A 21,619-nucleotide genomic window follows, 5' to 3' on the forward strand; every position below is an offset into this window, starting at 1 on the left:
ATGTTCGAATGGCTCGGTGGTTTCCTCGACCAGATAATCGTCTTCTTCCAGTGGGTGTGGGACTTCCTCACCGTCGGTATATACACCTTCATCAAAGATGGCTTGGTGCTGCTCACCAAGGCCGCCATGTACTCATGGGTTCAGATCCAGCTGCTGGCCCTGGAAGTCGCCTATGAGACTGCACAGCAGGTCATGGGCGACTTGGGTGTCGCTGAGGCTGTACGCCAGCGCTACGGCGCGTTGCCCGGCGATCTGGCGGACACGCTCCAGTTCTTCGGCATCCCCCAGGCCCTGAACATCATCTTTTCCGCCCTCTCTACGCGCTTCGCCCTGAAGTTCGTGCCGTTCATTGGGCGCTAACCATGTCGATCAAAATCCACCATGGCCCGAACGGCTCCTACAAGACCAGCGGCGCGATTCAGGACGATGCCGTGCGAGCCCTCAAAGAGGGACGGCTGATCATCACCAACGTGCGCGGCTTCACCCTGGAGCGCGTCCTGCAGGTGTACCCCGATCTGCCCGAGTCGGTCGACATCATCAACCTCGACCTCGAAAAGCTCGACGACATGGAGCGCATGCGCACGTGGTTCCAGTGGGCACCGCGGGGCGCGTTCATCATCTTCGACGAAACCCAGCTGGTGTTCCCCAAGGCATGGCGCGAGCGCGATCTGGAGCGCTTCGATTTCCCCGGTGGCCCCGAAGCGGCTGCCGCTGCCGACCGGCCTATCTCCTGGCTCGATGGCTGGACACGCCACCGCCACTGGAACTGGGACATCGTCCTGACCACCCCGAACATCAGCTATATCCGCGACGACATCCGCATGACCTGCGAGATGGCCTACAAGCATTCCAACCTGGCCGTGATTGGCATCGGCGGCCGCTACAAAGAGGCGCAGCATGATGCACAGCTCAACCGACCTCCCGAGAAAGGAACCGTTGTCGAGTTCCGAAAGATCAAGCCCGAAACCTTCAAGCTCTACCAGTCCACCGCCACCGGCATCACCCAGGACACCAAGGCCGGCAAAAGCCTCCTCCGGTCGCCTAAGCTTCTGGCTCTCCTGGCATTTATGGCCATTCTTATTGGGGCTGTACTTTCTCTTGGTGGAGTCAACCTCGGCCCTGCTACGGCTCCTAAGACAGAGCCTGTCCCCGCTGCTAAAGCCCCTGCGGCAGATCCTGCGCCTGCTGCTCAAAGTGCTTCAGTACCTGCTGATACGGGTAATCCTCTTTCTGTTGGTCTTCTGGGGCGTCAACCGGCTGCTGTTCCTCCTCCTGAGCTGAACCACCCCTTTGCACCACGCTCGTTCGCCATCCGGGCGGTGATGATCGCCAAGACCGACGGAAAGGTTCGGCAGATCGGCCAGCTCGATCTGATCGACCAGCAAGGGCTGGTGCTACAGCAGTCCCTCGCCGACCTGCAGCAGCTCGGCTACCAGATCCACATACGCGGCCAGTGCATCGTCGATATCAGCCACCCCATGGGGTTCAAGGGGCAAGCGTTCTGCCCTGGGCGGCCGGTGCAGCGAGAAGAAAGCGCGCGCCGCTTCGATAACGGCTCGGCAGTCCCTGCAACACCCGCACAGCCAGCCTCTCCCGCAAGCATCGCCCCAGCACGGCAAGGCGTGAACGTGGTGCCCGATGGCGATTACGCGTCACGGCCGTGGCGCTAACGAGCGAGCGCCGGAGTGGTTCAGTTCAGAACGAAGGCGCGAGCGAGGCACGCGCCTTCGGCGACGTCCCTGTAACACGTCAGATAAACAACTAACGAAGTGGCCATTGTTGGTCAATAACGGAGAAAACCATGAGCAAAGATCAAAGGCGACTGGATCGACTGACCGGCCTCGAAAGCAAGGATGGCCGGCTGTTCTTTGATCCCGCTTCGGCGGCACTTACCGACCTGTCGGCTGTACGCCTGCTGCGTTGCGGCGTGGATACGGTGCGGCAGCTTTTCCGCGGCCTGATCCGCCCTGAAATCATGGCCTTCTTCGAAAAGCCGGGCATGGTGGAGTTTGCGGGGCACACCTGGCATGCGGGGCGCGTCGCGAAGGACTCCGGTTACCAGTACAAGCTGCAGAACGCTGACCTCGGCATCATCCTGCTGGTGAAGAACTTCAACGCCAAGATCGACACAATCGGCGCACACCTGAAAATTGAAGTCTCGCCTCATGCCATTGATGCTTTGTCGCCTCAGCGCCTGCAAGAGCGCCTGGACTACTACGCGCATCAGGTGCTGACTCACTGCGAAACCAATCAATGCGCTGTCCACCTCGCGATGGATCTGCAGAACTGGAAACCCCCGGTCGATCTGGTGGCCCGCATGCACTGTCGTGCACGTATGCAGCGCGATATCTCGGGCATCAACACGGTTAACTGGACAACCAAGTCCAGCACCTACGGGCGCGGTGAAACCTTCATGTTCGGTTCGGCCACCGGCGTGCAGCTCTGCATCTACAACAAGACCGAACAGGCCCGCGCTACTGACAAGCTCGACTACTGGGAAAGCGTCTGGAAGCGCCGTGACAGCTTCGACGCCAAAGACCCGGACAACTACGACCCGAACGCGGATGTGTGGCGCATAGAGCTTCGTTACCACCATTCAGTGGTGCAGCAGTTCGCCAGTGGCTCGATTGATATCAAGACCGGCGAATTCATTGATACGCGTTCATTCGCTGCCTTTGCTGGGCATCTGGACGGCCTATGGCGCTATGGCCTTCGCCAATTCAAGCTGCTTTGCCGTCCTGGGTATTTCGAGCCCATCTGGACGCTGATCCGTGATGATATTCGCGTGGATCTGCCGGTGGACTCGCTGCTCGATGACACCGAATACAAGCGCTACTACAAGACCTCTCGCGGCTTCTCCGGCAAGAACGTGGAGCTGTTCCTGGGAAACTTCGTAAGCCTGCTAGCAAGGGAGCAGGTGGGCGCAAAAAAGGCGTTTAAGACCCTCCAGCAATGGGACTGCTGGCCGGTCATCCGCGATCACTACGCCGCCAAGGACATGACCCAGGACGATCTGTATCGCCATATTCGAGACCTGCTCACTGAGCGGCATGTGCGGTGGGGTAGAGCGATCTAGTGTCGATCCTGCAATTGCCTGACGGTCGCTGGAAGGTCGACGTTGAGCCCATCAAGGGCAAGCGCTTCCGCAAGACGTTCAAAACCAAGGGTGAAGCCCAACGCTTTGAGGCGTCGTGCCGCGCCAAGCTGGTCGAGAACAAGGATTGGTCACCCAAACCCAAGGACAAACGCCGCCTTTCTGAACTCTTGCAGCTTTGGTATGACCTGCACGGCCACTCGCTCCGATACGCGGACGGTCGCCTTCGCAAACTGCTCTATCTGGCCAAGCGCTTACGTGATCCAGTGGCGATCCGCCTCGACCCGCACGCCTATGCCAATGACCGCCGGTTGAGGATGGAAGCTGGCACGTCACCCAAGACGCTCAATAACGAGCTGGGCTACCTGCGTGCGGTCTACAACGAGCTACGTGGACTCGGCGTCATCGACTACCCGAACCCGCTGGAGCTGGTGAAACCGTTGCGTGTCCAGGAGCGTGAGCTGTCCTGGCTGACCAATGAACAGATAGCCGAACTCCTGCAGTCCATCCGGTCGGGCTGCGATAACCCGCATGTCGAAATTATCGTGTTGATCTGCTTGGCCACCGGTGCTCGATGGTCTGAGGCCGAAAAGCTCAAGCCGCATTCGGTGCGAAACCGGGTGATCACGTTCAGTGGTACCAAAAGCGGCAAGGTGCGATCAGTGCCTATCTCTGCCGAGCTTGAAGCTAGGATCATTCGTCACTGGCGTGAGAATGGTCAGCCGAACGCTGCTATTACCGCGTTCCGCCGCGCCTTGGCCCGGACGACCATCAAGCTACCGAAGGGGCAGGCAGCGCACGCACTGCGCCACACCTTCGCTAGCCATTTCATCCAGAACGGCGGGAACATCGTCACGCTCCAGCGCATCCTGGGCCATTCGAGTTTGGCGATGACCATGCGGTATGCGCATTTGGCTCCTGATCATCTACAGGATGCTTTGCGCTTTGGCCCGCTTTCGTCTCTCTGATTCAGATATTTCATTGATGGAATATTCCTTTGAGGTTATATTTTAGCCATGACTTGGGATATCGAATATACCGATGAGTTCGGTGAGTGGTGGGAACGCTTGTCTGCTGAGGAGCAGGAGTCCGTTGCGGTGTCGGTTAAGCTCTTGGAAGAGCGAGGCCCATCCCTTGGCTTTCCACATAGCACTGGGATCAACGGCTCGCGTCACGGCCACATGCGGGAGCTGAGGACACAGCATGAAGGCCGACCATACAGAACCCTGTACGCATTCGATCCCAGGCGTTCGGCTATTTTGCTGATCGGCGGCGACAAGACTGGTGATGATCGTTGGTATGACATCAACGTTCCGCTGTCTGATCGATTGTATGACGAACATCTGGAACAGCTTCGAAAGGAGGGCTTGATAGATGGCTAAGAAATTCGCAGAGCTGCGCGCAAAGATGGCTCCTGGGTCTCAGGCTAGAGTAGAGGCCAAAGCCCAGAAGCTGCTTGCAGAAATGCCGCTTAATGAGCTTCGCCAGGCTCGTGGGCTGTCACAGAAGGTGCTGGCTGAAGTACTGCATGTACAACAACCCTCCATTGCCAAGATGGAAAAGCGTACTGACATGTACATTTCCACATTGCGTAGCCACATAGAGGCCATGGGTGGTCAATTGGATGTCGTTGCCCGGTTTCCCGATGGCTCAGTGAAGATCAGTAATTTTTCAGAGATCGAAAGCGATCTCCTGCAGCAAGCTTAGCGCTTCGACACTTTTTCGACACCCAAAGAAAAACCCCTGACTTTCTCTAGGAAAATCAGGGGTTTATTTGGTGGAGCCGGGGGGATTTGAACCCCCGTCCGCCAGTTCTCCACTGTCGGTACTACATGCTTAGCCGTGTCTATTGAGTTAACCCTCAGCCGCCCGACGGGCAGGGTGCATTGGGCGAGTTGTGTAAGTTTTAGCCACTTCGTCCACAACGTACTACGCGGCGATCCTGTTCTGCATGACAATCACTTCGGGTTTACAGGCATCCCCTAGTGATCGCTGGAGCCGAAGCTACCAGAAGGACTAGTCGCGCCGCTTACGCAGCGAGAGCGTAGCCCTCGTAGTTTTCGTCATTGGCAACTATAGAAAGTTGCAACAGTGGATTTACGACTTCTGTTACCAAGTCGGCATGCACCTCGAGCTTCGCCACCGGCGTCGAATCCTAATCGGCCCCGAAACTTGCGAGGCGCGCAGTGTACGCCAAAAGGGTTCGTGGCGTCGACCCAGGTTACACGGCGCGCTCGCAAACAGGCCGGCGTGGAGCCGGCCCGTCAGCTGTCAGCTAGTAGCGCCGCTGCCGTCATCACCCGGTGCGTCGAGCAGCTGCAGAGCGCGCTCGGCATGGGTACCGCAAGCTTTAAGGTCACCCGCAGCCTGGGCGTCGGTGGCTTCTTTCTTGGCTTCTTGGACCTGCTGCTTGAGCGGCTCGGGCAGGGTGGCTTTGGCGGCCACGGCATTGTCGAGTTTCTGCAGGTTGACGGTGCACAGGTCATCAGCTGCGAAGGCCGGTGCGGCCAGTACGGCGGCAATGACGAACATGGATACGCGCTTCATGTGGTAATCCTCTCATCACGAATAGATTCCCGGTGCCGCCCTGATTGAGGGTGAGGGGAGCCGGGAGCGTCCCACCCAAATCGTTTGGGCTTAGTGAAGCTGACTGGCCTTTCGCGATGACGGTTCAGTGTTTTTCTGATGGCGCATCGCCTGCCTTATAACGGTGCGATGTCGACCGGGTCGGCATGCACCAGCACCTCGGCCTGGGCAAATTCGCCGCGGATGGCGTCCTCGACCTGGTCGCACAACACGTGGGCTTCGGTGAGGCTGAGGCTGCCGGGCAAATCGATGTGCAGCTGTACGAACCAGCGGGTGCCGGACAGGCGTGTGCGCAGGTCGTGAATGCCGACGACGCCAGGAACGGCGCAGGCCAGCTCGACCATGCGCGTGCTGACGTCGGGCGCCAGTTCCTGATCCATCAACACGCTGACCGACTGGCGAGCGATACTCACAGCGCTCCACAAGATGTAGGCCGCGATGCCGATCGCGAATAATGCATCGCCCTGGTGCCAACCCAGGTAGGCGAGCAGCAGCGCAAGGAGGATCCCGCCATTGAGCAGCAGGTCGGAGCGGTAGTGCAGCGAGTCGGCATGGATGGCGGTGGAACCGGTCTTGCGCACCACGTGATGCTGGAACATCAGCAGGGCGACCGTCAGCGCCATGGATAGCAGCATTACCGCGATGCCCAGGCCCTGAGCGGTCAGCGGCTCAGGCTGGCGCAGGCGCTCGAAGCCTTGCACGGCGACCAGGATGGCACTGGCAGCGATGAACAGCGCCTGGCCAAGACCTGCGAGTGCTTCGGCCTTGCCGTGGCCGTAACGATGGTCATCGTCGGCGGGGCGCAGGGCGATGTTCACGGCGATCAGGTTGAGCAGCGAGGCGGCGCTGTCGAGCAGAGAATCGGTAAGGCCGGCGAGCAGGCTGATCGAGCCGCTGGCCCACCAGGCGATCGCTTTGCACAGCACCAGGGTGAGCGCCACGCAGAGTGCGGCGGCGGTGGCTTGGCGCATCAGGCGGGCGTGCTGGCGGTCGAGAGTCATTGGCAATCCATGCACGATGGCGGGCGCAGCCCGTCATCACTGACGGGCTGCGGGGGATCAGGCGGAGGGGCGCAGACCGTAGGCCGCCAACTGCTCGGTACTGCCGCTATGCTGGATCAGGCGTGGGTCGTCGAGCGGCAGGTTGTGGCCGGTCTGGGTTTCGATCAGCGCCTTGAGCTTGGCGGTATCGACCTTGCCATCGGCGTCCACCACGTTTTTCAGGGACTGCGTATCGACCTGTGCTGTGGTACCGCCTGGCAGGTAAATGGCGCCGGTGGCGAAGTCGACGCCAAAAGCGATCAGCCCGGGAATCACGTAGAAGAGGATGCCGATGGCGTTCAGGCCGGCGACGAGTGGGTCGACCCGGCCCTCGATCTGGCCGCGGCGATCGGGGAAGAAGACGGTGCCGCAAGCGGACAGTTGAGTGACCAATGTAACGGCGAGAACGCCGCCAATAACGCGGGATTTCGTGCGCATCGAGCACCTCCAGAAAAAGTGGATGCCACTATAGCAAGGCGAGCATTGCAAAGCTGCCGTGACGCAGCAATACGCAGCCTTCGACGGTATATGACCGAGCAAGCATGGCGGCGGTTCGCCGTTATAATCGCCGGCCTGAACTGGAGCCCCGATGAACAGCCTGCCGATCGATTCCCTGCTGCCCGACCTGCGCCGCGTCCTGGCCGACCGTGATGAAGTGGTGCTCGAGGCGCCGCCCGGTGCCGGCAAGACCACCCGTGTGCCGCTGGCCGTGCTCGATCAGCCATGGTTGGCCGGGCAGCGCATCATCATGCTCGAGCCGCGGCGCCTGGCTGCCCGTGCCGCGGCCGAGCGGCTGGCCAGTGAGCTGGGGGAACAGGTCGGCGAGACGGTGGGCTATCGCATCCGCCTTGACAGCAAGGTGGGGCCGAACACGCGCATCGAGGTGGTGACCGAGGGCATCCTCGCTCGCCGCCTGCAGGACGACCCGGCGCTGGAAGGTGTCGGGCTGGTGATTTTCGACGAATTTCACGAGCGCAGCCTGGACGCCGACCTGGCCCTGGCGCTGACCCTCAATGGGCGGGCGATGTTTCGCAGTGCCGACAGTGGCGAGGCGCCGCTCAAGATACTGCTGATGTCCGCAACCCTGGAAGGCGAGCGCCTGGCCGGTTTGCTGGGTGACGCGCCAGTGCTGCGCAGCGAAGGGCGCATGTTCCTCGTGGACATCCGCTGGGGCGCGCCGTGGCAGGGCGGCGAGTGGCTGGAGCCTAGAGTGTTGCAGACGGTACTGCAGGCGCTGGACGACGAGCCCGGCAGCCTGCTGGTGTTTCTGCCCGGCCAGGCGGAAATTCGCCGGGTGGCCGAGCAACTGGAGGAAGCGCTGGGCAGGCGCAGCGACGTGCGGGTCTGTCCGCTGCATGGCGAGCTGGAACTGTCGGCCCAGCGTGCGGCCATCGAGCCGGCACCATCCGGGCTGCGCAAAGTAGTGCTGGCCACCAACATCGCCGAGACCAGCCTGACTATCGACGGTGTGCGCGTGGTGGTCGACGCCGGGCTGGCGCGGGCGCCGCGCTTCGATCCCGGCAGCGGCATGACGCGCCTGGACACCGCGCGCATTTCCCGCGCGTCAGCCACCCAGCGCGCGGGCCGTGCGGGGCGTCTGCAGCCGGGGGCCTGCTATCGGCTCTGGTCCCAGGCCCAGCATGAGCAATTGCCTGCTTATTCCTCGGCAGAAATTCTTCAGGCTGACCTGGCGGGCCTGGCACTGCAATTGGCGCGCTGGGGCGTCGAGGTGGACGAGCTGGTATGGCTCGATCCGCCGCCTGCCGCGGCCTATGCCCAGGCGCGCGACTTGCTGCAACGCCTCGGCGCGCTCGACGAACGTGGCGTGCTGACCGCCCATGGCCAGGCCATGGCCGAGCTGCCGGCACATCCGCGTATGGCTCATCTGTTGCTGCGCGGGCAGGCGCTTGGGCTCGGTGGGCTGGCCTGCGACCTGGCGGCCCTGCTGGGCGAGCGTGATATTCAACGAGGTGGCGGAGCCGACCTGCACAGTCGCCTGACGCTGCTGGCGGGCGAGAGCCGGGCTGCGCGCGGTGCCAATGGCGGCGTGCAGCGCGCGCGACAACTGGCCAAACAGTTCCAAGGCTACTTGCGTCGGGTGCCGATCACCGAGGCGGTCGGCGACCCCGAGCATGGCCGCTGGCTAGGCGCGCTGCTGGCGTTCGCCTATCCGGACCGCATCGCCCGCCAGCGCCGCGAGGGCGGCGCCGAATATCGCCTGGCCAATGGACGTGCCGCGCAGTTTGCCGAAGCCGACGCCTTGATGAAACACACCTGGCTGGTGGTCGCCGACCTGGGCAGTCGGCAGGGCCAGCGTGAGGAGCGCATCTATCTGGCTGCCGAACTGGAGCCGGCACTGTTCGACTCGGTGCTGGCCGAACAGGTGAGCAGCCAGGATCTGCTCGAATGGGACGAACGTGAAGGCGTGCTGCGTGCCGAGCGGCAGCGCAAGATCGGTGATCTGGTGCTCAGCAGCGAAGCCTTGCCGGGGTTGGACGCCGAGGCGCGCACCAGCGCGTTGATCGGCCTGGTAAGGCGCAAGGGGCTGGCGCTGCTGCCGTGGACGGCCGATCTGCGTCAGTGGCAGGCGCGGGTGATGTTGCTGCGCGGCCTCGATCTGCAAAGCCAGGCAGCCAGCGACTGGCCGGATGTCTCGGACGAGGCGCTGCTGGCCGCGCTGGAAACCTGGTTGGCGCCGTACCTGGGAAAGGTCACCCGGCTGAGCCACTTCGGCAACCTCGACCTGCACGCGATGTTGCAAACCCTGTTGCCGTGGCCGCTGCCTCAGCGTCTGGACGAATGGGCGCCGCGCAGCATCGCAGTGCCGTCCGGCTCGCGCATCGGCCTGGATTACAGCGAGCACCCGCCGGTGCTGGCGGTGCGCCTGCAAGAGCTGTTCGGCCTGGCCGAGACGCCGCGCATCGCCAATGGCCGCCAGCAGGTGTTGCTGCACTTGCTATCCCCGGCGCGGCGACCGGTGCAGGTGACCCAAGACCTGGCCAACTTCTGGCGCACCACTTACGCCGAGGTGAAGAAGGACTTGAAGGGGCGCTACCCGAAGCATTATTGGCCGGACGACCCGCTGATCGCCGAGCCGACGGCGCGTGCCAAGCCGCGCAAGTAAGCAACCGCGCCGCGCGTTCACGGCGCGAACGGCGGCGCTTCGGCAATCTCGATCAGCAGCGGCCGGTCGCTCGGCGCTTCACGCAGCAGGGTTTGCAGGTGTGCGTGGTCGCAGGCGCGTTCGGCCAGGCAGCCGAAGCCGCGGGCGATGGTCGGGAAGTCAGGTGTGTAGATGTCGACGCCCAATGGGGTGATGTTGCGGCGTTGCATGTAACGCTTGATCTCGCCGTAGCCCTGGTTGTTCCACAGCAGCACGATGATGCCGACCCGTGCTTCCACGGCACTCGCGAGTTCCGGCAGGGTGAACTGGATGCCGCCGTCGCCCATCAGGCTGATCACCGGGCGAGTTGGTTCGGCGAGCTTGGCGCCGATGGCTGCCGGCAGGCCGTAACCCAGGGTGCCGTAGCCGGTTGAGGCGTTGAACCAGCGCCGTGGGCCGTCCAGCTCGACGAGGTGGTTGCCGCTATACACGGTTTGCGTCGAGTCGCCGACGAAGCGCGCGTCGGGCAGCACGTCGAGGATGCAGTCGAACAGCTGGCGGTAGTGCGCCCAGCCGGCGAAGTCTTCGATAACTTGCCGGCGAACTGCGTCCGCGCGCCTGGCGCCGCTGCTTTGTTCATCACGCTCGCGCTGCGGCAGCTGTTTCAGCAGCGCTTCGATGGCCAGGCCGGCATCGCTGAGGATGGCCAATGCCGGCGCATGATTGCGCTGCAACTGCTCGGCGTCGATGTCGATACGGATCAGCTCGCCGCCGATCCTGAAGTTGCCGTCGAACACCACGTCGTAATCGGTCTCGCCCAGCTCGGTGCCGATGGCCAGCGCCACGTCGGCGTCCAGCGCCAGCTGGCGTACCGGCGGCAGCGACTGATTACTGCCGATCAGCAGCGGGTGGGCGGCGGGCAGCAGGCCCTTGGCATTGATGGTCAGGGCGGTGGGCGCATCGAGTGCTTCAGCCAGCCTGCGCACTGCCTCGGGCTCTTGCACGCAGCCGCCGCCGATCAGCAGCAGCGGCCGCTGGGCGTGGCGCAGGCGCTGCGCCGCCTGCTGGATCAGTGCGGCCTGTGGTGCCGGGCGTGGGGCAATCAGTCGTGGTTGTAGGCGCAGGTAGTCGGCGGGGGCGGTGATCACATCCAGCGGCAGTTCGATATGCACCGGTCGTGGTCGCCGCCCATCGAAGACCGCAAAGGCGCGGGCCAGCACGTCTGGCAATTCGTCGACGCTCATCAGCGTATGACTGAAGGCGGCTACGCCAGCGACCAGGGCGCGTTGATCCGGCAACTCGTGCAGGTAGCCGTTGCCGCGGCCCAGACGCTCGCGCTCGTTGACGCTGGAGATCACCAGCATGGGAATCGAGTCGGCATAGGCCTGGCCCATGGCCGTGGCGATGTTGGTCATGCCCGGCCCGGTAATGATGAAACACACGCCAGGCTTGCCGGAGACGCGCGCATAGCCATCGGCCATAAAGCCGGCGCCCTGCTCGTGGCGCGGGGTGATGTGGCGAATGCCGCTGCCCGGCAGGCCGCGGTACAACTCGATGGTGTGCACGCCGGGAATGCCGAAGACGGTGTCGACGCCCCAGGCCTCGAGTTGCTTGACGAGAAATTCACCGCAGGTGGTCATGCTGGCTCCTTGATGATGAATCTGCAGATACCGGTAGTTGCACCAGCATCTGCAACGGGTTCAGGCGAGGCTGGCGGCGCGCGCCTGCGGGCGGGTCAGCAGGCTGCCGATCACGAAGGCCAGCAGGCCGACTGCCAGGCTGTAGTAGATCGGCGTATTGGCTTCCAGGCCGTCCTTGAACATGAACACCAGCGCGGTGGCACAACCCAGCGCCATACTGGCGATGGCGCCGATGGTAGTGGCGCGTTTCCAGTAGATGGCGCCAAGGATGGGAATCAGGATACCGCCTACCAGCAGGTTGTAGGCCAGGGTCAGGGCGCCGATCACGTCGCTGACCACCAGGGAGATCGCCAGCACCAGCAGGCCGGTGAGCAGGGTGAACAGCCGAGCGGTGCCGAGGCTCGACGGGCGACCGCCGCGCAGTTTCGGTAGCAGGTCCTCGGTCACCGTGGTGGACGCGGCGAGCAGGCCGGCGCTGGCGGTGGACATCATCGCGGCCAGGGCGGCGGCGATCACCAGGCCGCGAATGCCGTCGGGCAACGCACTCTGCACGATGGAGGCGAAAGCGTTGTTGGCGTTGGCCAGGTCCGGCAGTAGCACCTTGGCGCACATGCCGATCAGCGCGCCAACCAGCCCGTACAGCACGCAGTACACGCCGGCCAGGCTGCCGGCCACCCGAGCCACCTTCTCGTTGCGGGCGGTGAACACACGTTGCCAGATGTCCTGGCCGATGAGGATGCCGAAGAAGTAGATCAGGAAGTAGGTGAGTATGGTGTCGTAGCCGATGGTGGTCAGGCTGAAGGCGGTGTCCGGCAACTTGGCCACCAGTTCGTCCCAGCCGCCGACGCGGTACAGGCAGATGGGCAGCAGCACGAACATCAGCCCGACCGTCTTGATCGCGAACTGCACGATGTCGGTGAGGGTCAGCGACCACATGCCGCCGACGCTCGAGTACACCACCACGACGCCGCCAGCCAGCAGGATGGCCGCCCAGAGGGGCAAATCGAACAGCACCTGCAGCACGGTGCCGCTGGCCAGTACCGAGACCACCGAGATCATCAGCGCGTAGGCGAACATCACCACCGCACTGGCCTGGCGCGCCGCGGGTGTGTAACGGCGCTCGAGAATCTGGGTGACCGTGAAGATGCGCAGCTTGAGCAGCGGTTTGGCCAGAAACAGATTGAGCACGATGATCCCGGCGCCCAGGGCGGCGCACAGCCACAACCCGGAAATGCCGTGCACATAACCCAGGCGCACGGTGCCGACGGTCGCGGCGCCGCCGAGTACCGTGGCGGCCATGGTGCCCATGTAGAAGGCCGGGCCGAGGTTGCGGCCGGCCACCAGGTAATCTTCCTGGCTGCGCGCGCGGCGCATGCCGTACCAGCCGAGCAGCAGCATGCCGGCGGCGTAAATCAGTACTACGGATATATCCGGGATCATGTGTTTCTCCAGCGCCTGTCACGATTCTTGTCAGGGGCGCCATAGCGCCAACCTTGTTATTCACCCCCGGCAGCCGTCGGGTAGTGGTGCTTCGGCAGTGCGGCAGGGCCGCGCGGAGCGCAGTGCGCTCCATGACCCGCGAACGGGTAATGCGCCACGGCGGGCTTCTGATGTCCCGTGTGGGTTGTTCGGTGATGTGAAACCGGGGCTACCGGGCGAGCGCGCGGCTCACTTGCGCACCACACCCGGTAGCACGCAGAGCATCTCGTAGAGCAGGTTGGCGCCCAGCAGTGAGGTATTGCCGGTGGTGTCGTAGGGCGGGGAGACCTCGACCAGATCGCCGCCGATCAGGTTCAGGCCGTGGCAGCCTCGGATGATTTCCAGCGCCTGGATAGTGGTCAGGCCGCCGACTTCCGGCGTGCCGGTGCCGGGCGCCCAGGCCGGGTCGATGCCGTCGATGTCGAAGGACAGGTACACCGGGCCGCCAGCGACCTTGGCGCGCACTTCTTCCATCAGCGGGGCGAGGGACTTGTGCCAGCACTCTTCGGCCTGCACCACCCGGAAGCCCTGGTTGCGACTCCAGTTGAAGTCGTCGGCGGTGTAGCCTTGGGCGCGCAGGCCTATCTGCACCACGCGCTGGCTGTCGAGCAGGCCCTCTTCCTGGGCGCGGCGAAAGGTGGTGCCATGGGCGATCTTCTCGCCGAACATGTGGTCGTTCACATCCGCATGGGCGTCGATGTGCACAAGGCCGACCTTGCCGTATTTCCTGTGCATGGCGCGCAGGATCGGCAGGGTCAGGGTGTGATCGCCGCCGAGGGTCAGCGGGATGATGTCGTGGGCGAGCACGCGGTCATAGTGCTCCTCGATGATGCGCACGGCGTCGAGCAGGTTGAACGTGTTGATCGCCACGTCGCCGATATCGGCGACGTTCAGGGAATCGAACGGCGCGGCACCGGTTGCCATGTTGTACGGGCGGATCATCACCGACTCGGCGCGAATCTGCCGCGGCCCGAAGCGGGTGCCGGAGCGCAGGGACGTGCCGATATCCAGCGGGATGCCGATAAAGGCAGCGTCGAGCTTGTCCAGCTCCTCGGGTGCCTGCACGTGAGGCAGGCGCAGCATGCTGGCGATCCCGCCGAAACGGGGCATTTCGTTGCCGCCCAGGGGCTGGTGGAGGGAATTGTCCACGGGGGCCTCACAGTTCTTGTGGTTGTCGTGGCCCGATTCTGGTCAGGGTTGGCGGCGAGAAGAATCGAGCAGCACAAATAATCAGTTCAGAAATTCCTAAACTGATGAGCAGGCTTTAGCATGTGCCGGGCTCGTCCACCGTCATGGTTTGCCAATGCCTGATCTCAAGCTGCTGCGCCTGTTCGTCTGCGTCGTGCGCCACCAGGGTTTCGCCGCGGCGCAGCAGGAGCTGAACCTGTCCACCTCGGCGATCAGTACCTATATGAGCCAGCTCGAAGCGCAGCTTGGTTTCGTGCTCTGCCATCGCGGGCGTGGCGGCTTCAGCCTGACCAGCAAGGGCGAGCTGTTCCATCAGGAAGCGTTGCGGCTGCTGGCCGAGGTGCAAGGGTTCGAGCGTTATTCGGCGGCGCTCAAGGGTGAGCTACGCGGCACCCTGAATCTGGGCGTGCTGGATTCGACGGTAAGCGATCCGTCTCTGCCGCTGGCCGAGGTGATCGGCGCCTACAGCCAGGAACATCCGGCCGTGCACCTGCACCTGGCGGTGCTCAGCCCGGCTGAGCTGCAACTCGGCGTGCTGGAAAATCGCCTGGACCTGGCCATCGGCGCCTTCTCGGTGCGTACCAACGGGCTGATCTACCAGGCCCTGTACCGCGAGCAGCACTGGCTGTACTGCAGCGATAGGCACCCGCTGTATACCCAGCGGCAGATTCCGGCAGAAGTGATCACCCAGCAACGCATGGTGGGCCGTGGTTACTGGAGCCAGGCCGAACTCGCGCGTCATGGTTTCAAGCACAGCGCGGCGACCGTGGAGTCGATGGAAGCACAGCTGATTCTGGTGCTGTCCGGCGCCTATATCGGCTATCTGCCCGAGCATTACGCCCAGCAGTGGGCGGAACAGAAGCGCCTGAAAGTGCTGCTGCCCACCACCTTTGGCTACCAGGCACCCTTCACCCTGGCGCTGCGCCGTGGGCGCTCACGGGAACCGCTGATCCAGAGCTTCCGTGATCGCCTCAACGCGCAGTTGAATCATGGCTAGGCTGCCTCAGCGGCGGGGAATAGCGAGCCCGGCATAAAGCCCGGCCCCGTATCAGTGGGAGCGGGCGGGGATGCCCAGTCCGTGCCCGCGATTCGGGTGCATGGCGCCCTCCCACAAAGGCCTGCGCTCGGCCGTAGGGTGCCGGGCGGCGATCCGCTTCAGCCCGGCAGCCGAGCGCAATGCATGCTCGCTCAGCGCACCAGGCAAGGTTTCTTGTTATCGAAGGTCCAGCCGCTGATCAGGTATTGCATGGCCACGGCGTCATTGCGCGCGCCCAGGCCCATACCCTTGTAGCACTCGTGGGCCTTGGCCACGGCATCCATGTCCAGCTCCACGCCGAGGCCCGGCTTTTTCGGCACCTGCACGAGACCGCCTTCGATACGCAGCGGCTCCTTGGTCAGGCGCTGGCCGTCCTGCCAGATCCAGTGAGTGTCGATGGCGGTGATCTTACCCGGCGCGGCCGCCGCTACATGGGTGAACATGGCCAGGGACACGTCGAAGTGGTTGTTCGAGTGCGAGCCCCAGGTCAGGCCCCAGTCGTTGCACATCTGCGCCACGCGCACCGAACCCTGCATGGTCCAGAAGTGCGGGTCGGCCAGGGGGATGTCCACCGATTGCAGCTGGATCGCATGGCCCATCTGGCGCCAGTCGGTGGCGATCATGTTGGTGGCGGTCGGCAGGCCGGTGGCGCGGCGGAACTCGGCCATCACTTCACGGCCGGAATAACCATTCTCGGCGCCGCAGGGGTCTTCGGCATAGGCGAGCACATGGTGCTGATCGCGGCACAGGCGAATGGCTTCCTGCAGTGACCAGGCGCCGTTCGGGTCCAGGGTGATGCGCGCCTCCGGGAAGCGCTCGGCCAGCGCGGTGACCGCTTCGATTTCTTCATCGCCGCGCAGCACGCCGCCCTTGAGCTTGAAGTCCTTGAAACCATAACGCTCGTAGGCGGCTTCGGCGAGGCGCACCACGCCCTGTGCGTCCAACGCTTCTTCGTTGCGCACCTGGAACCAGGCGTTGTCGGCATCGGCTTCCTGGCGATAGGGCAGGTCGGTTTTCTTGCGGTCGCCGACGTAGAACAGGTAACCGAGCATTTCTACGGCATCGCGCTGCTGGCCTTCGCCGAGCAGGGCGGCGACCGGCACGTCCAGATACTGGCCGAGCAGGTCGAGCAGAGCGGCCTCGACGGCGGTGACCGCATGAATGGTGATGCGCAGGTCGAAGGTCTGCAGGCCACGCCCGCCGGAGTCGCGGTCGGCGAAAGCCTGCCGTACCTGACCGAGCAATTTCTGGTACTGGCCGATGGGCTGGCCGAGCAGCAGTTGGCGGGCGTCTTCCAGGGTCTGGCGAATCGCTTCGCCGCCCGGCACTTCGCCGACGCCGACATGGCCGGCGTTGTCACGCAGGATCAGCAGATTGCGGGTGAAGAACGGCGCATGGCCGCCGCTCAGGTTGAGCAGCAGGCTGTCGTGGCCGGCGACGGGAATGACTTCCAGGGCGGTGATGACCGGAGTACCTGCATGGGTGTTGTTATTGTTCATCGCGTGGTTCCTGTGCCGTTGAAGGCGTTGCGGTGGGTCTGGCTGCCATGCCGAGGCAGCGATAACGGATCGCTTTCGCTTCTCATTGAAAAGATAACGTTATCATAATAGTCGGATAGCGTTATCATTCAAGCGGAAATTTCAAGTGTGATGGTTGCGGGTACGGCCGTGCAGGAGCGACCCGCCCCACTCGATGGTCTACGAGCTTATGTGAGCGCGTGCCATGCGCGCGACGGCTTGGCGGGCATGGACTAGGAGCCTGTTCACGATCTCTATGCGCTTGCAGCGGTAATTAACAAGACAGAAGCGGTCATCGGCGCGGTATCTGTGGGAGCGGCGGGGACGCCCAGTCCATGCCGGCGATTTTTCGCGCGCATGGCGCGCTCCCGCAGTGGGTCGGTGAACGGCCACTCCCGTCACTTGGCGGCCAAAATCGGCGAACCTGGGCCGGAAGATTATGAACAGGTTCCAAGCGTTCCCGCCCGCTTCCACGATCAGATTGCAGGATTCAGGATCGAGCAGTGCTGCCACGTTCGATAATGGCAAACCCGGTATCCACACTCGCCTCGGCCTTCTGGCCAGCGAAGCGGCGCAGCAGCGCTTCGGCCACTTGCTGGCCCATCTCGGTGGCGTTGACGCTGACGGTCGACAGCGCCGGGTTGGCGAACTGGCCATTGAGGGTATCGCCGAAGCCCAGCACGGCGATATCGGCGGGAGCGCTCAGCCCGCGGGTGGAGGCTTCGGCCAGCACGCCAAGGGCCACGGTGTCCGAGCTGCAGAAGATGAAGTCGGGTTGCTCGCCGGCATCGAGCAGGTTGGCCAGGCCCTTGCGGCCGACTTCCCAGGTGGCGGGCAGCGGTAGTGTCTGCACCGCCACGTTATCCACACCCAGCTCGGCGAGGCGGCCGATCACCGCCGTGCAGCGGCGCAGCGCCCGCGGATCGTCGACGCCGACCACCGCCCAGCGGCGGTAACCCTTGGCGAAGAAATACTCGGCCACCGCTGCGCCGACCTGTTCGTGGGAAAAGCCCACCTGCATGTCCAGGCCGTCGTCGCTCAGGTCCCAGGCTTCCACTACCGGGATGCCGGCTGACGACAGGCGCTGGCGGCTGGCCTGGGTATGGAAGGTGCCGGTCAGCACGATGCCGTCGGGGCGGCGACCCAGAATGGCGGCCAGCAGGGTTTCCTCCTGCTCCGGTACATAGCCACTGGGCCCGACCAGGGTGTGGTAACCGGCCTCGGCGAGGCGATCCATGATCGCCTGCACCACGCTGGCGTAGATCGAGTTGGCGATGGTCGGCAGCACGATGGCCACCAGGCGGCTCTTGCTGGTGGCCAGCCCGCCGGCCATCAGGTTGGGCACGTAGCCCATGGCGCGCACCACTTCCAGTACATGCTCGCGGGTGGTATCGCTGACCAGCTCGGGCCGCTGGATCGCCCGCGAGACGGTGATCGGCGACACGCCAGCCCTGAGCGCGACATCCTTGACCGTCACCGGCAGATCGCTGAGGTCGCCGCGGTCCTTGGCCAGTTCTCTGCGCGATTTTCTTGCCACGTGCTCGTCTCGATGGGGGTAGGGTCGATTCGCGAAGGTTACGGCAGCGGCGCGGCATTGTCGCCGGCGCGCAGCATGTACAGGCGGAACACCACCACGGTGGTGAACAGCTGGCAGAGGCCGAACAGCACGTCCAGCAACAGGCGCCCGGCTGGCTCGGCGGAGATATCGGCGGCCCAGAAGCCGGCGAGCCATGGCGGTACCATCACCAACATCACGCAGGTGAAGATCGGCCAGAAGTGCCCGTGGGTCAGTTGCAGGCTTTCGTGCAGCGCCTGCAATGGCGTGAGGCCACGCAGCACCAACAGGTAGTCGGCGAACACCAGCCGCACCATCAGCCACAACCCCGGCAGGATGAACAGCGAGATGCCGAGCATGATCGCCAGGGTGCCGATGCCGGCCAGCAGCACGAAGCGCGGCCACAGGCTGAGGCTCATGGCCACCAGTGCACCCTTGCCGGGCTCTTCACCGCGGCTGCGGGCATCGATGAACAGGATCAGCGCCGCGCTGTACAGCGGATAGAAGAACAGGCCGAGCAGCACCTCATAGAGCGGCACCTTGGCGGCGCCGACCAGGTCCTCGAGCTGCAGGCTCACGAAGGCTTCGAGCAACAGGAAGGGCAGGCACAGCAGGAGGATCTGCAAGAAGTTTTGCCGAAAGAAGAACCAGGCGTCACGCAGGGCGTCGAGTGGATTCATGAACGGTCGCAGGCGAAAAAAACAGGCCGCCATGATACGAGCGTGGCAGGCCGGCCACCAGCGATGACGTTCGTCGCCGCCGTGGCGCTGCCTTCGACCTCGAGGGGCCAGGGCTGGCATACTGGCCGCCCGTGCAACCCGCGCGAACCTTGTGAGGATGTCCGGTGAAGAAAATTGCCGTGTTCGCCGACGTACAGAATCTCTACTACACCGTGCGCCAGGCCTATGGCTGCCACTTCAACTACACGGCGTTGTGGAACGAACTGGCGGCGGGCGGCGAGATCGTCGAGGCGTACGCTTATGCCATCGATCGCGGTGATCCCAAGCAGCAGCAGTTCCAGCAGATCCTGCGCAACCTGGGCTTCACCGTGAAGCTCAAACCTTACATCCAGCGTAGCGACGGCTCGGCCAAGGGCGACTGGGACGTGGGCATCACCATCGACGTGATGGACGCTGCGGCGAACGTCGACAGCGTGGTGCTGGCCTCCGGTGACGGCGATTTCGATCTGCTGCTCGAACGCATTCGCCAGCGTCATGGCGTCGAAGCCGTGGCTTACGGCGTGCCTGGGCTTACCGCGCAGTCGCTGGTGCGCGCAGCCAGCCGTTACGTGCCCATCGAGGGCCATCTGTTGCTCAAACACTGAGGTTCCTGTGAAACCCATCGCTGTCATCGACTTCGAAACCACCGGCATGTCGCCGGCCCAGCAGGCCCGCGCCACCGAAATCGGCGTGGTGATCATCGAAGGTGGGCAGATCACTGCCCGCTACCAGAGCCTGATGAATAGCGGAGCCTGGGTGCCGCCCTTCATTGAGCAACTGACCGGTATCAGCAACGCCATGGTGCGCAGCGCGCCACCGGCGGCCGAGGTGATGCACGAGGTCGCCGAGTTCGTTGGCGACATTCCGATGTTGGCGCACAACGCGTCCTTCGACCAGAAGTTCTGGGACGCCGAGCTGGGCCTGATCGGGCGCACCCGCGTGCAGCATTTCGCCTGCTCGCTGCTGCTGTCGCGCCGTTTGCTGCCAGGTGCGCCGAGCCACAAGCTTGGCAATCTCAATCGCTGGGCGCGGCTGCCCGATACCGGCAAGGTGCACCGGGCGCTGGCTGACGCGGAAATGGCCGCCAACCTGACCCTGCACCTGTGCAAGGTGCTGCGCGAACAGCATGGCCGCAGCGCCGTGGATCACGATTTCCTGCGTCAGCTGCAGGGCATGTCCGCCGCCAAGGTGCGCGCCTTGCTCGCCGCGTAGCCTAGCGTTGAGCGTAGCGATACCCAGGTTGCTTTCCCTGCGCTGCAACGGCTGAGCGATCGATACCCGGACGCGCTAAACTGCGCGCCATCTCCACTGCCCGCCATGTTGCCCGCCATGACCTTCGCTTCCCTCGGCCTGATCGAACCCCTGCTGCGCTGCCTCGACGGCCTCGACTACAAGACCCCGACGCCCGTCCAGGCCCAGGCCATCGGCCCGATCATCAAGGGCCGCGATATCATGGCGGCGGCGCAGACCGGCACCGGCAAGACCGCCGCTTTTACCTTGCCGATCCTGCAGCGTCTGATGATGGAAGGCCCGGTGGTGGCCAGCAATTCGGTGCGTGCCCTGGTGCTGGTGCCGACCCGCGAGCTGGCCGAACAGGTGCAGCAGAGCGTGCAGACCTACTCGCAGTTCCTGCCCCTGCGCAGCTACGCGGTATACGGCGGGGTGAGCATCAACCCGCAGATGATGAAGCTGCGCAAGGGCCTCGACGTGCTGGTCGCCACGCCAGGCCGCTTGCTCGACCTGTACCGTCAGAACGCGGTGAAGTTTTCCCAGTTGCAGGTGCTGGTGCTCGACGAAGCCGACCGCATGCTCGACCTGGGCTTTGCCCGCGAGCTGGATGATCTGTTCGCCGCCCTGCCGAAGAAGCGCCAGACCCTGCTGTTCTCCGCGACTTTTTCCGACGCCATCCGTGGTTTGGCCAAGGAAATGCTGCGCGACCCGCTGAGCATCGAAGTCAGCCCGCGCAACGCCGCTGCCAAGTCGGTGAAGCAGTGGCTGATTCCGGTGGACAAGAAGCGCAAGGCCGAGCTGTTCCTGCACCTGTATCGCAGCAAGAAATGGTCGCAGGTGCTGGTGTTCGCCAAGACCCGCAAGGGCGTCGACGAGCTCGAGCAGGCGCTACTGGCCGAAGGCATTCGCGCCGACTCGATCCACGGTGACAAGCCGCAGCCGACGCGCCTGCGTGCCCTTCAGCGCTTCAAGGCTGGCGAAGTCGACGTGCTGGTCGCCACCGACGTGGCCGCCCGTGGCCTGGATATCGACGACCTGCCGCTGGTGGTCAACTTCGACCTGCCCATCGTCGCCGAAGACTACGTGCACCGCATTGGTCGTACCGGGCGCGCCGGCGCCAGCGGCCAGGCCGTATCCCTGGTTTGCGCCGACGAGGTGCAACTGCTGTCGGCCATCGAAGCGCTGATCCAGCAGATCTTGCAGCGCGTCGACGAACCGGACTTCATCCCCGATCACCGCGTGCCGCAGACGGTGGCTGGCGGCCTAGTGGTGAAAAAGCCCAAGAAACCGAAAAAGCCCAAGGTGGTTGGCGGCGGTAAAGCCGGTGGTCTGGGCCGCTGGATGGAAAGCGACGAGCCGGCCGAGCCGCCGGTCAAGGCGATCCGCAAGGTGCCAAGCTTTGGTGGCAAGCCCAAGGGTAAACGCTAGAAAT

At 63.8% G+C, this 21,619-nt stretch carries 20 protein-coding genes and 1 other RNA gene; 11 read left to right on the plus strand and 10 right to left on the minus strand.

Annotation, left to right across the window (positions count from 1 at the left end; genetic code table 11):
- From BVH03_RS07940 to BVH03_RS07965, 6 genes are all read left to right on the plus strand, one after another.
- Positions 1-360, plus strand: coding sequence for a DUF2523 family protein (locus BVH03_RS07940; RefSeq protein WP_075960661.1), 360 nt, complete (start codon positions 1-3; stop codon positions 358-360).
- 2 nt (positions 361-362) lie between these two features.
- Positions 363-1,670, plus strand: coding sequence for a zonular occludens toxin domain-containing protein (locus BVH03_RS07945; RefSeq protein ID WP_075960662.1), 1,308 nt, complete (start codon positions 363-365; stop codon positions 1,668-1,670).
- A 131-nt stretch (positions 1,671-1,801) separates the two neighbouring features.
- Positions 1,802-3,076, plus strand: a complete 1,275-nt coding sequence (locus tag BVH03_RS07950) for a hypothetical protein (RefSeq protein ID WP_075960663.1) — start codon at positions 1,802-1,804, stop codon at positions 3,074-3,076.
- Positions 3,076-4,062, plus strand: coding sequence for a tyrosine-type recombinase/integrase (locus BVH03_RS07955; RefSeq protein ID WP_075960664.1), 987 nt, complete (start codon positions 3,076-3,078; stop codon positions 4,060-4,062). Before BVH03_RS07950 ends, BVH03_RS07955 begins: the two co-directional genes overlap by 1 nt.
- A 48-nt stretch (positions 4,063-4,110) precedes the next feature.
- Positions 4,111-4,476 carry a type II toxin-antitoxin system RelE/ParE family toxin gene (locus BVH03_RS07960; protein ID WP_075960665.1) on the plus strand — a complete coding sequence of 122 codons (366 nt, stop codon included), beginning with the start codon at positions 4,111-4,113 and terminating at the stop codon, positions 4,474-4,476.
- A complete protein-coding gene (locus BVH03_RS07965) occupies positions 4,469-4,801 on the plus strand; it encodes an XRE family transcriptional regulator (protein WP_075960666.1) in 333 nt (110 codons plus the stop codon). Before BVH03_RS07960 ends, BVH03_RS07965 begins: the two co-directional genes overlap by 8 nt.
- Before the next feature lie 68 nt (positions 4,802-4,869).
- On the opposite strand, the gene ssrA is transcribed toward BVH03_RS07965, so the two are convergent.
- The 4 genes from ssrA to BVH03_RS07985 form a co-directional block, all read right to left on the minus strand.
- Positions 4,870-5,261, minus strand: a transfer-messenger RNA (tmRNA) gene (ssrA, locus tag BVH03_RS07970).
- 104 nt (positions 5,262-5,365) lie between these two features.
- Entirely contained in the window at positions 5,366-5,641 is a 276-nt protein-coding gene (locus tag BVH03_RS07975) for a hypothetical protein (RefSeq protein WP_073268639.1), read from the minus strand.
- 155 nt (positions 5,642-5,796) lie between these two features.
- Positions 5,797-6,681 (minus strand): cation diffusion facilitator family transporter, encoded by an 885-nt coding sequence (locus BVH03_RS07980; protein ID WP_075960667.1) that lies wholly within the window; start codon positions 6,679-6,681, stop codon positions 5,797-5,799.
- Between the two features lie 57 nt (positions 6,682-6,738).
- Positions 6,739-7,158 (minus strand): polyribonucleotide nucleotidyltransferase, encoded by a 420-nt coding sequence (locus BVH03_RS07985; RefSeq protein WP_075960668.1) that lies wholly within the window; start codon positions 7,156-7,158, stop codon positions 6,739-6,741.
- A 151-nt stretch (positions 7,159-7,309) separates the two neighbouring features.
- On the opposite strand from BVH03_RS07985, the gene hrpB reads away from it, so the two are divergent.
- Positions 7,310-9,844: an ATP-dependent helicase HrpB gene (gene hrpB / locus BVH03_RS07990; protein WP_075960669.1), complete on the plus strand. Its 2,535-nt coding sequence runs from the start codon at positions 7,310-7,312 to the stop codon at positions 9,842-9,844.
- Between the two features lie 17 nt (positions 9,845-9,861).
- On the opposite strand, the gene BVH03_RS07995 is transcribed toward hrpB, so the two are convergent.
- The 3 genes from BVH03_RS07995 to speB form a co-directional block, all read right to left on the minus strand.
- Positions 9,862-11,463, minus strand: a complete 1,602-nt coding sequence (locus BVH03_RS07995; RefSeq protein ID WP_075960670.1) for a 5-guanidino-2-oxopentanoate decarboxylase — start codon at positions 11,461-11,463, stop codon at positions 9,862-9,864.
- A gap of 60 nt (positions 11,464-11,523) precedes the next feature.
- Complete coding sequence (locus tag BVH03_RS08000; RefSeq protein WP_075960671.1) at positions 11,524-12,903, minus strand: sodium:solute symporter; 1,380 nt, start codon at positions 12,901-12,903, stop codon at positions 11,524-11,526.
- A gap of 228 nt (positions 12,904-13,131) precedes the next feature.
- On the minus strand, positions 13,132-14,091 hold the full coding sequence (speB, locus tag BVH03_RS08005; protein ID WP_075960672.1) for an agmatinase: 960 nt from the start codon (positions 14,089-14,091) through the stop codon (positions 13,132-13,134).
- A gap of 154 nt (positions 14,092-14,245) precedes the next feature.
- Here speB and BVH03_RS08010 point away from each other — a divergent pair, with 154 nt between their 5' ends.
- Positions 14,246-15,127: a LysR family transcriptional regulator gene (locus tag BVH03_RS08010; RefSeq protein ID WP_075960673.1), complete on the plus strand. Its 882-nt coding sequence runs from the start codon at positions 14,246-14,248 to the stop codon at positions 15,125-15,127.
- Between the two features lie 191 nt (positions 15,128-15,318).
- Here the strand turns inward: BVH03_RS08010 and gudD are convergent, their stop codons facing one another.
- The 3 genes from gudD to BVH03_RS08025 form a co-directional block, all read right to left on the minus strand.
- Positions 15,319-16,665 carry a glucarate dehydratase gene (gene gudD, locus BVH03_RS08015; protein WP_075960674.1) on the minus strand — a complete coding sequence of 449 codons (1,347 nt, stop codon included), beginning with the start codon at positions 16,663-16,665 and terminating at the stop codon, positions 15,319-15,321.
- Positions 16,666-17,173: 508 nt separating this feature from the next.
- The gene (locus BVH03_RS08020) at positions 17,174-18,220 is read right to left on the minus strand and encodes a LacI family DNA-binding transcriptional regulator (protein ID WP_075960675.1); all 1,047 of its coding nucleotides are present in this window, start codon (positions 18,218-18,220) and stop codon (positions 17,174-17,176) included.
- A 38-nt stretch (positions 18,221-18,258) separates the two neighbouring features.
- Positions 18,259-18,918 carry a YciC family protein gene (locus BVH03_RS08025; protein WP_075960695.1) on the minus strand — a complete coding sequence of 220 codons (660 nt, stop codon included), beginning with the start codon at positions 18,916-18,918 and terminating at the stop codon, positions 18,259-18,261.
- A 164-nt stretch (positions 18,919-19,082) separates the two neighbouring features.
- On the opposite strand from BVH03_RS08025, the gene BVH03_RS08030 reads away from it, so the two are divergent.
- The 3 genes from BVH03_RS08030 (at position 19,083) to BVH03_RS08040 (ending at position 21,615) form a co-directional block, all read left to right on the plus strand.
- Complete coding sequence (locus tag BVH03_RS08030) at positions 19,083-19,562, plus strand: NYN domain-containing protein (RefSeq protein WP_075931845.1); 480 nt, start codon at positions 19,083-19,085, stop codon at positions 19,560-19,562.
- A 7-nt stretch (positions 19,563-19,569) separates the two neighbouring features.
- The gene (locus tag BVH03_RS08035) at positions 19,570-20,169 is read left to right on the plus strand and encodes a PolC-type DNA polymerase III (protein ID WP_075960676.1); all 600 of its coding nucleotides are present in this window, start codon (positions 19,570-19,572) and stop codon (positions 20,167-20,169) included.
- Positions 20,170-20,286: 117 nt separating this feature from the next.
- On the plus strand, positions 20,287-21,615 hold the full coding sequence (locus BVH03_RS08040) for a DEAD/DEAH box helicase (RefSeq protein WP_075960677.1): 1,329 nt from the start codon (positions 20,287-20,289) through the stop codon (positions 21,613-21,615).
- Positions 21,616-21,619 lie beyond the last annotated feature (4 nt).

The organism is Pseudomonas sp. PA15(2017) (assembly GCF_001945395.1).
Classification (GTDB): Bacteria; Pseudomonadota; Gammaproteobacteria; order Pseudomonadales; family Pseudomonadaceae; genus Aquipseudomonas.